The organism is Acidithiobacillus sp. TH-A35, from assembly GCF_057473505.1.
The window spans coordinates 1-10,516 of sequence record NZ_JBYCKR010000055.1; the positions used below are offsets into that span (position 1 = coordinate 1).

At 56.3% G+C, this 10,516-nt stretch carries 8 protein-coding genes; 3 read left to right on the forward strand and 5 right to left on the reverse strand.

The features are described from left to right. The 3 genes from AC2VNK_RS02150 to AC2VNK_RS02160 all read right to left on the reverse strand — a co-directional run. Nucleotides 1–1,888: efflux RND transporter permease subunit (locus AC2VNK_RS02150; RefSeq protein WP_486882644.1), on the reverse strand; the 1,888-nt coding region annotated here is incomplete at its 3' end. Between the two features lie 10 nt (nucleotides 1,889–1,898). Beyond that, on the reverse strand, nucleotides 1,899–2,990 hold the full coding sequence (locus AC2VNK_RS02155) for an efflux RND transporter periplasmic adaptor subunit (protein ID WP_486882645.1): 1,092 nt from the start codon (nucleotides 2,988–2,990) through the stop codon (nucleotides 1,899–1,901). Nucleotides 2,991–3,033: 43 nt separating this feature from the next. Then, nucleotides 3,034–4,581, reverse strand: a complete 1,548-nt coding sequence (locus AC2VNK_RS02160) for an efflux transporter outer membrane subunit (protein ID WP_486882646.1) — start codon at nucleotides 4,579–4,581, stop codon at nucleotides 3,034–3,036. A 218-nt stretch (nucleotides 4,582–4,799) separates the two neighbouring features. Between AC2VNK_RS02160 and AC2VNK_RS02165 the strand changes: the two genes are divergently transcribed. Then, entirely contained in the window at nucleotides 4,800–5,591 is a 792-nt protein-coding gene (locus AC2VNK_RS02165; protein ID WP_291524172.1) for a tetratricopeptide repeat protein, read from the forward strand. Nucleotides 5,592–5,657: 66 nt separating this feature from the next. Here the strand turns inward: AC2VNK_RS02165 and AC2VNK_RS02170 are convergent, their stop codons facing one another. Both AC2VNK_RS02170 and ppc read right to left on the reverse strand, forming a co-directional pair. Next, nucleotides 5,658–6,236, reverse strand: coding sequence for a Maf family protein (locus AC2VNK_RS02170; RefSeq protein ID WP_291524170.1), 579 nt, complete (start codon nucleotides 6,234–6,236; stop codon nucleotides 5,658–5,660). Nucleotides 6,237–6,248: 12 nt separating this feature from the next. Then, the gene (gene ppc, locus AC2VNK_RS02175; RefSeq protein WP_291524168.1) at nucleotides 6,249–9,038 is read right to left on the reverse strand and encodes a phosphoenolpyruvate carboxylase; all 2,790 of its coding nucleotides are present in this window, start codon (nucleotides 9,036–9,038) and stop codon (nucleotides 6,249–6,251) included. 371 nt (nucleotides 9,039–9,409) lie between these two features. Here ppc and hfq point away from each other — a divergent pair, with 371 nt between their 5' ends. Both hfq and hflX read left to right on the forward strand, forming a co-directional pair. Next, nucleotides 9,410–9,676 carry an RNA chaperone Hfq gene (hfq, locus tag AC2VNK_RS02180; RefSeq protein WP_291524166.1) on the forward strand — a complete coding sequence of 89 codons (267 nt, stop codon included), beginning with the start codon at nucleotides 9,410–9,412 and terminating at the stop codon, nucleotides 9,674–9,676. Between the two features lie 23 nt (nucleotides 9,677–9,699). Then, nucleotides 9,700–10,516, forward strand: an 817-nt coding sequence (gene hflX, locus AC2VNK_RS02185) for a GTPase HflX (RefSeq protein ID WP_486882647.1), incomplete at its 3' end; no start/stop codon positions are given.

Consider the following 10,516-nt stretch of genomic DNA (forward strand, 5'->3'; position numbering starts at 1 on the left):
CCGTCGTGGAACGTTTATTCCAGTTTGTCAGGCGCATGCCGGCGAACAGGCTGTTTGAGCCGCCGCCGCTACCTACCGAAATACCTGTGACCATGAAGGTTGCCTTTTTCTCGGGATATTTATCCAACACCTTTAGAATCTGTTTTCCATAATGGGCCAGTCGATCCGGTGTAATTGTCGGGCTGCCCGTGCCCGCATTAAAAATAATGCCCTGATCTTCCGCTGGCGCTAATTCTGATTTCGAGGTACTAAACAGAAAGTAGATACTCCCAAACACTACCGCGGCAAAGAGCATGGTGACTGGCACATAATTCAGTGTGCCACCCAAGATATGGTCGTAGAAATTACGCAGAGCAGTGAAGCGCTGCTCGATAAAGTGATCAAAGCCATGTTCCCTTGTCGGGCGCAATATCTTGCTGGAGAGCATCGGTGATAACGTCAATGCTACGATCATGGATATTAAAACCGCAGCCACCAGCGTAAACGCGAATTCACCAAACAGACTCCCCGTCAGCCCCCCCATAAATCCGATGGGGGCGAATACGGCGACGAGCGTGGTGGACATGACGATGATCGGCCCTCCCAGCTCCCGCCCAGTCATTAAAGCCGCTTCAAAAGGCGTTTTTCCTTCATCCATATGCCGGAGCACATTTTCAACAACGATAATGGCATCGTCTACTACCAGCCCGATGGCCAAAACCACTGCCAACAGGGTCAGCAGGTTGATGGTGAAGCCCATAGACCAGGTGATCAGACCTGCGCCCACGATGGACAGCGGGATGGCGATCGCGGGTATGAGCACCGCACGGAATGAACCCATGAAGAGGAAAATTACCAGCACCACCACTGCAAGCGTAATTCCAATGGTTAGGACGACTTCGTCGATAGAGGCCTTGATGAAGGTGCTGGCGTCATAAGGAATCGCCATGTTCATGCCGGGCGGCAGGCTTTTTGACAACTGGGCCAGCGATGTTTTTACCCCGGAAGCTACATCCAGAGAGTTGGCCGAAGGCGACTCCTGAATACCGATGAATGCTGCCGGTTTACCATCAAAAAAGGCCTGAGAGGTGTAATCCTGTGCACCGAGTTCTACTGTGGCCACATCTTTGAGCCGGATGAGGGTGTTACCAGACTGACGCAGAACCAGATTGCGGAATTCATCCACATTATGCAGATTAGTGGTCGCGACAATGGTGTTTTGTACCGTCTTCCCCCGCGTTTGTCCGACTGCGGAGATAAAATCGTTCGCGATTAACGCTTGTGAAACCTGCGCGGCGGTAATGCCCAATGCCGCCATCTTCTGTGGATTCAACCACACCCGCATCGCATAGGTATTCCCGTTGCCAGCGCCCGGCGGCAGTATCTGTGCCTGGCCTACGCCATGTACCGAGGCCAGTCGCGGCTGTGCTACACGCAGCAGGAAGTCGGTAATTTGCTGCTGACTGAGTTCTTTGCTGTAGAAGGCGACATACATCAGGTCCGTCGTGTCACCGACCGTTACGTTGATAACCGGTAATTGACTACCCGTCGGCAACTGATCCGTCACCTGTTGCACTTTCGATTGAATGTTGGCGACCGCCGCACTGGGGCTGTAATTCAGCTTCATGTACACGGTAATGGTCGAACTACCCTCCGAACTGTTGGAGGTCATGTAGTTTATATCCGGTGCGCTGGCAATCACTTTTTCCAAGCGCGAGGTGATGAAGCCTTGTACGATATTCGGGCTGGCTCCGGGATACGCGGTGGTTACGGTGACGACCGTGTTAACGAGAGCCGGATACTCGCGGACAGTCATCTTCGAATAGGCATGCAAACCCAGCAGAAAAATGATGAGGCTAAGGGCGGTGGCCAGTACCGGGCGGCGAACAAAAATATCGGTAAAAGTCATGTTCTGCGCCTCACGCTTCTTTCTCGTCGCTGATCTTGACGAGACTACCGTCCACCAGTTTTACCTGCCCGGCAGTGATGACCATATCGCCCGCTTTAAGGCCAGAGACGATACTCACTTGTCCGTTGCGCTCCTTGCCAGGCTTGATGATTTGTTGACGGGCGACTTCCACGGTCTTGCCATCCTGAGTATTCTTTTCGATCACATACACATAATCACCGAAGGTGTTATATGAAAGAGCGGAGACGGGCACCGTCAACACCTTTTCCTCGACATCGCGGACTACCGTGAGTTCGCCAAAAAGTCCGGGGCGCAATACACTTTTCGGATTGGCAATGGTGGCCTGCACATCAATTTGTCGCGTCGTACTATTCACCGAAGCCCCCAACGCGGTGACTTTCCCGCCAAAAATCTGACCGGGGAGCGCATCAGTCTCCATTTGCACCGGTGTATCCACATGAATGTCCTGTAGCTCACTTTGCGGCAGGGTGAAATTCGCATGCAGCGGATCCCAGGATTGCAGGTCGACAATCTTGGTACCGGGTGTGAGATATTGCCCGATATTCACCTGGCGGATGCCCAGATAACCGCTGAAGGGCGCGCGGATGGCCAACTTATTCAGGGTCGCATGAATGTCTTTAAGCGTAGCCACACTACTTTGATACGTGGCCACAGCGGAATCCAGCTGCGATTGGCTGGCGGCTTTGGTGGTAATCAGTTCGCGGGTCCGGTGTAGATTGATCTGTGCCAGACGAAGTTGTGCTTCATCGCTCGCCAGCTGAGCAAGCTGGTTGCTGTCGTCAATCTGCACCAGCACGGTGCCTGCCCGGACATATTGACCAGAATGAAAATGAATGGCGGTCACATTACCGGCTATCTGCGGGGTGATATCCACCCCTTGCACAGCCGCCAGAGAAGCTACGGCCTGCAGGCGGGGATGCCAAAGTTCTATCTTGGCCGCTGTGGCGCTGACGGTCACGACGGGTTTTGGCAGGTGCGCCATAGCCTCGGAAATCTTCTTGTTGACGAAGGCCTTGAAGCCAAAAATACCACCAAAAACAATGATCAGGAGGATGATTACAACAATAAACGCTTTTTTCATGACCAGTCTCCACGGCGGATGGCTGTGCTGAATGTATAATGGCTCATGGGTTAGCCGGCGTTACCGGCAATGTGCCGGCATCTGAATGGGAGTTTTGTGGGGCGCTGGTAGTGGGTGCCTGAGGTCCCGTTTTGTTCCACCAGCCACCACCCAGAGCGACGAGCAGAGCCGCAGTATCCTGATAGCGCTGCGACTCAGCCCTGATTTCAGCAATCCGGGCGTTGTCATACTGTACTTCGGAGGTCAGCAGGGTGAGATAATCAGAGGCTCCCGCCCGGTAACTCGCCTGGGCCAGTTGCAATGCCTGCGCGGCTGCCTGGAGCGCCTCTCGCTGCGCCGCAAGAGTCTGTGCATCATGCTCCACCGCGCGCAGGGCATTCGCTACCTGATCAAAGGCGCTGAGCACTGTGCTTCTGTAAGCGGCATACACTACGTCATAAGCGGCGTGCGCTTCGGCCTTCTGTGCCTCCAGCTTGCCGCCTTCAAAGATCGGTTGCGACATGGCGCCCACCAGACTCCAAATGCTGCTGGCAGGGTTAAAAAACAGCCCCGGGTGACTCGCTGTGGCGCCGAATGCGGCGCTGAGTTGGACGGTAGGATAAAACTGCGCCCGTGCCTCACCGATGACCGCATTCGCCGCCCGCATCTGCGCGAGAGCAGCGCGAATATCCGGACGCTGCTTCAATAATTGCGAGGGGAGGCTTACCGGTAACTTCTCCGGGAGTTGCAACGCTTCGAGGGTAAAGAGTTGGCGTTTGGCGTTCGCAGGAAAGTCTCCCACCAAAATGGCGAGCTCATGACGATAGACGGCGAGTTGCTGCTCCAGCGCTGGCAAGGTCGCCATTTCGGTCGCCAGCTGACTGCGCTGGTTCACCACGCTGACATAGCCGATGGCTCCTGCCCGGTACTGGTTCTCCGTAAGCTCCAGAAGCTTTTTTTCCTGGGCGACGATGGCCATGGTGGCGCGGACCTGACCTTCCGTTGCCGCCTCACTGATAGCGGTGGTGACGATATTGCCGGTCAGGGTCAGTCGCGCTGCTTCCAGTTCCCACTGTTGATACTTCACCAAGGCTTCACTGTTGCGGTAGACCAGACGATTAACGCCGAAAATATCCGGGTAGTAGGAAACGCCGACGCTTCCGGTGATCAGAGAGTAGTGAAAGCCGCCGCTTCCCCCAAAGGCCGCTGAACTGGACTTGCTCCGATTAGCCTGGAGATTGCCCGTTATCTGCGGGTAGAAAATACTGGAATTCACGCGCGCGGTGGCCTGAGCCTGTTTCAACTGTGCCTGAGCCTGAGCGATGGTCGGACTGTTTTTCAGGCCCGCGGCGATTAACTTGTCGAGCACTTTTGAGTGAAAGAGTTTCCACCACTCCTCATGCAGTTCTTTGCCGTACTCAATCTCCTGAGCGTGGCCAGCAGGACCACCGGGCGCCACCGTTTGTTTGATGCTCGCACCAGCCGTATAGGGTGTTTTGTCCGGCGGCGCCTGGGGAACACGCAGCGGCGGCTCAAAGCTACAGGCCGCCAGGCTCCCCGCCAGCACGGTCGCCAGCGCCGCAGCAATGGGTCTTGGCAATGGTTTTTGCACAACAACACCTCTCACGAGCCTATACCGACCGGTCAGTATAATGGCGATAATATTGCCTGCTGTCAAACCTTGTCGGCATTTTTCTCATGCAACTGCAGGGAACCAGCGGCAGGGTAACGCGGTCAAAGTTGCCTGCTGAACACGGTGTGTGAAGCCTCTTGATTTAGACAGAGGTTTCACCGCATATTCAAAGCACAACATTTTAGTTGGAGGAGCGTATGCAGTTAAAAATTTTTGGAACCATCGCCATTGCCTTGATGTTGGCTGCACCGGCAGCGTGGGCTGAGCCCAGTGTAGCGCAAGTCACGCAGGCTGTGCAGGCTGGTCGCCTGGATCAGGCGCAAAGCATGATGCAGGAAGTATTGGTTGCTCATCCGCAATCTGCAGAAGCGCAGTATCTGGAAGCGCGTATTTTGGCGCGGCAGGGTAACTGGGCCGGGGCGGCAGCGGCCTTGCAGAAATCCGAGCAACTTGCACCCGGCATGCCCTTTGTGAAACCGCAGGTGCTGACCTCTTTTAAGAAGTCATTGCAGAGTCATGTGAATAAACCGGTCGGTAAAGTCAGCAAAGAAAGTCACTGGGGTACAGTGCTGGCGTTTTTCCTGGGTCTTGTTGCGCTCATTGCGCTAATATCCATGTTTTTGCGCCGCCGCCGGCAGGTGGGCATGATGTACCGCGGGCAGCCTTCCGGGCCTTTCGGGGGCATGAACGGTTATGGTCCCAATGGTCCCATGAATCCCGGCGGAGCCATGGGCGGCATGCCGCAGCAGGGGGGTGGGCTGGGGTCCAGTCTGGCCTCCGGTATTGCCACTGGTGTTGGTGTGGGCGCCGGACTGGCAGCCGGGCAAGCACTGGCCGGAAGTTTGTTTGGACACGGCAATGAATCGGGTAATGCCGCCAGTGATAGCAGCAACAATGATCTGGGTTTGACGGACGGCTCCTGGGGCAACGACCAGTTGGCGTCCAATGACGACTTCGGACTGGATGACGGCGGAGATAGCTGGGGCTAAGCCAGTTGCTTTGCGCAATCGGAGGGGCATCACTGCAATGCCCCTTTTTAACATCCTTTCATGGGGTTATGGTAGCGGGTAGCCGAGTTTGCGCAATGCCCGGCAGAGAGCGATCAGCGGCAATCCCATCAGTGCGTGGGGGTCTTCTCCTTCCATGCGCTCCACCAGACTGATGCCTAGTCCCTCGGAGCGGAAACTTCCGGCGCAATCCAGTGGCTGGTCTCGCTCCACATAGCGCTCAATCTCCATCCTTGTCAGTGGGCGTAGGACGATCCGATAGGGTACCAGGAGTATTTCTGTGCCGGATGCGGCGACAATGGCAATGCCGTTGAGAAATTCGACGGTCTGACCCTGCATCCACTCCAGTTGTTCCACGGCCCGTTCGGCATTCCCCGGTTTGCCGAGAATGCGGGTACCGCAGACCGCCATCTGGTCGGCGCCGATGACCGCTGCCTGGGGATTGCGGCGCGCCACGGCTTGCGCCTTGGCCTCTGCGAGCCGACAGACGAGAGCCTCTGGCGCCTCGCCCGGTAAAGGGGTTTCATCGACCGCCGAAGCCTCCACGCGGAACGAGAGTTGCAGGCGTTGCAATAATTCCTGGCGGTAAGGACTGGTGGACGCGAGAATTAATTCTGGCAGAGACACGCACTTTCCTCCTTACCCGGTGTTGCGTTGTCCGGCAGAAATAGCATTGATGGTGCGCAACAGGGGGTCCAGCCATATCTCGCGGAACTCAGGCGGTGCATCATCGTTGCGATAACGACGCAGCAAGGCGAGCTGAATATGGTTGAGTGGCTCCATGTACACATTGCGCCGTTGCAGGGAAAATGCCAGGGTCGGATTGTCGGCGAGCAGTTGCTCTAATCCGGTCATGACGAGCATCTCGGCCAGGCTGCGCTCAAATTCGGCGCGAATTTTCTGATATATTCCGGCGGCGAGCTCCTGATCTTTGGGTAAACCGGCATATTCGCCGGCGATAGCCATATCCGTTTTGGCCATGGCCATGGCGATGTTGCCCATGAGCGCCCGAAAGAATGGCCACTGTCGGTACATGTCCCGTAAAGCCTGCAAGCGCTCCGGCTTGTCCCCACGCCACTGGGCGAGCGCCGAACCCAGCCCGTACCAGGCCGGCAGAACATGCCGCGATTGGGCCCAGGCAAAAATCCATGGGATAGCGCGGATAGAAGACATGGAACGGTCCCCGCGCTGGCGATGGGAGGGCCGCGATCCGATATTCATGTGGGCAATTTCGTTAAGCGGGGTGGCCTCGTAGAAATAATCCATGAAGCCCGGCGTGTTTTCGGTCAGGTCGCGGTAAACCGCCTCTCCGGTGCGGGTCAGTTCTGCCATAATCCGCAGGTGGTCCGGTTTATCACTAGATACGGACCGGACCAGACCCATGCTCGCCTTGATGAGGCCTGCCGTGCCCACGGTCAGTTCATAAACGGCCGTCTCCAGATTGGCATATTTAAAGGAAAGCACCTCGCCCTGCTCGGTAATCTTGATTTGACCGCGTACCGTATCCGGCGGCTGAGCCAGAATGGCTTCGTAGGTGGGGCCGCCACCGCGCCCCACGCTGCCGCCGCGGCCGTGGAAGACGCGCACCTGAATCCGTCGCTTGTCTGCCAGGGCAGCCAGCCGTATTTGCGCCTGATACAGGGACCAACTGGAAGCGAGGATGCCGCCATCCTTGCAGGAGTCCGAATATCCCAGCATGACCTCCTGAGTGTCGTCCTGACTGCGGAGGATTTCGGTATAAACCGGATTGTCCAGCAGGGTGGACATCACCGTGTCCATACGCTCGAGATCATGAATTGTCTCAAAAAGTGGGGTTATGGCAATCTCGCTGTAGAGCCCCTGTCGCGACCAACCCGCCAGGCCGAATTCTTTGGCGAGTACCAGCACCTCCATGATGTGGCTCGCTTCGTGGGTCATGGAGATCACGTAGTTGCCAAAACCAGAGGCACTGACTTCACGCCGTAATTGCGCGATACAGCGGAACATGGCGCAGGTTTCCGCAGCCATCGGGGACAGATCAGGTTGCTGTTCCACTCGTGGGCCGGGACGACGCAATGCATCGGACAGAGCCAGCAGGCGCGCTTCTTCGGGGAGTTCCAGGTAGTTGGCAAAGCCGGGTATCCCGGCGAAAAGCTCGGCGATGGTACGGGAATGTACGGCGGATTCTTGACGAATATCCAAATTGGCCAAGTGGAAGCCAAAGGTTTGGACCAGCCAGATGATCTCCTGAACCTCGTTGTCGGCGATATACTCATCGTTGTGACCACGCAGCGAGTCGCGCACCAGCAAGAGATCATCGAGGAAGTCCTCCGCGGCGGCATAGGCAGGGCCGGCGGACTCATTCATGACCTGGCCGTTTTCTAATTGGCGCAGACGCAAGTCGAGGCGGGTCATCATGTAACGCAGTTTACGGCGATAGGGTTCACTGGGAAAACGCTGGTCTACCCACTCAGCAAGTTCCGGGAAATCGTCTGCATCTCGCTCCAGTGAGGCGAGTAAAACGGGAGAGATGGCGCAGAAGCGGCTGGAGTGCCCAAGCAACTGGTAGAGGTCGCTCAGACGCTGCTGGTATTCTCTCAATACTTCAATGCTCTGGGTACGCAAGGCCCAACCGGTAATGGCCGCGGTGACATTAGGGTTGCCGTCCCGGTCTCCCCCGATCCAGGAACCAAAGCGGATGAAGGCAGGGATATCGATATCATCATTCGCAAAAACTCGGCGTGCGGCCCGGCGTGCTGCCCGATAGGTGCGCGGTACCGCCTCAAAAAGGCTATCCCGGAAGTAAAACAGACCGTTTTCAACTTCGTCCTGTACTTGCGGTTTGTTGGCGCGCACCTCTTCGGTTTCCCAGAGAATCTGGATTTGCGCCCGCAGGTTGTCAATCACTTCCTGTTCTTCCTCGTCATTGAGGGTGGGGTCGTCGAGCATTTTACTGGTCACAAAAATGCGGCGTAGGCCATGGAGGACGGTCCGTCGCTTGGACTCCGTGGGGTGTGCTGTGAATACCGGCAAGTAGCGAATCTGATCCAGGAGGAATTGTATCTGTCCAGGGTTAATACCCTGTCTTTGCAATTCGCGGAAGGTTTCCTCGAAGGAGCCAGTCCACAACGCGTCTCTTTTTTGGAGCAGGCGGCGGCGGTGTAGGTGCTGGAACTCTTCTTCGGCGATATTGACCAAACTAAAGTAAGTGTTAAACGCGCGGATGACCAGAACCAGATCGTCTTGGGGGAGGGCATCGATAAAGCGGGCGAGCCGCTCACGGAGACGAACATCCTCCCGCTTGTGTAGGCGAATGTATCCCTGGCGAAGCTGTTCTACCGCGTTGAATACACGGGATCCGGCTTGCTCGCGCAGGACTTCGCCCAGCAGGTTGCCGAGCAGTTTAACGCGGGCACGGAGCGCCTTGTCGTTGATGGTCGTCTTTTCCACGGTTCCGTCTCCTTGTTCATGTTCAGGGGCGACGACCACCGGGTCGTCCGCTGAAGCTGAGGGTCTCTGGGGGGCTGCCTGGGAAAAATCCCTGTCGCGGTCTTCCGCTTTAGGTTAATGGAGCGGAATGGCCCGGGATCACTTTTCACGGCTGGCTTTGCATCTAACGTAATGGGAAGCGTGCTACAGGTCAATTCATAACAAAGGTTGATGGCTGCCCAACCCCAAGCCGACGTAGCGTATCGAGGCTGCACAAGCATGGCATTCGGTTTGCTTTTGAGTTAGTCTAACTGCCGTGCAGTGCAAGGAGTCCCGCAGGCTTTTTCACTACCCTAAAAGCGCCATGAAGTTATAGTCTAAGGAGATAAAAAATGGCCGGACAACAAAAAGGACAGATCCTTCAGGATCCTTTTCTCAATCTGTTGCGTAAAGAGCACGTTCCTGTCGCCATCTATCTGGTGAATGGTATCAAGCTGCAAGGCTTTGTGGAGTCCTTTGACCAGTTCGTTGTATTGCTTCGCAATAATGTGAGTCAGATGATTTATAAGCACGCTATTTCTACGGTGGTTCCTGGTCGCGATGTGCGTTTGCCCTTGCCGGAAGCTGAAGGTGAGGGCAGTACTGAAGAAGAGGCCTGATTCTGGCGAATACCGCTGTTGCTGTGGCCGCGCCCCAGGAGAGGGTTCTCCTCGTCCATGTTGTATTACATGGTGAGGCGGATCCCGACGATGGGGCAGAGTTTTTTCATCTGGCCACGGATAGTGGTGCGGACGTATTAGAACTACTTTCCGTTCAGCGCAGTCGTCCTGATCCGGCGACTTTTCTGGGGCGTGGCAAGGTGGCGGAGCTTGCGGAGCGGGTCTCAGAATTGTCTGTGGATCTCGTTCTTTTCGACCGGATTTTGAGCCCGGTGCAGGAGCGCAATCTGGAGCGGACCCTCCAATGCCGGGTCATCGACCGGGTAGGTCTTATCCTCGATATTTTTGCGCGGCGAGCGCGCACCCATGAAGGCAAATTGCAGGTGGAGCTCGCGCAACTGACGCGTTTGCGGACACGTCTCATCCGTGGTTGGACTCATCTGGAACGCCAGCGCGGCGGCATCGGGTTGAGGGGGCCGGGTGAAACCCAGCTGGAAACAGACCGTCGCCTCATCGGCGAGCGTATTCTTTCTCTGCGCGGACGTCTGGTCAAGGTGGCAGCGCATCGGGCAACACAACGGCGGGCGCGGCAGCGGGCACCCCTGCCGACGGTTGCCCTGGTCGGTTATACCAACGCCGGTAAATCCTCCCTTTTCAACGCCCTCACGGAAAGTTCCAGTTACGCTGCGGATCGCCTTTTTGCGACACTCGATCCGGCCATACGGCGGTTGCAGGTAGCGGGGCACGAAGCCATTCTCCTGGCCGATACTGTCGGTTTTTTGCGTGATTTACCGACGGATTTGATTGCCGCTTTTCGTGCGACTTTGGAAGAGGTGAACC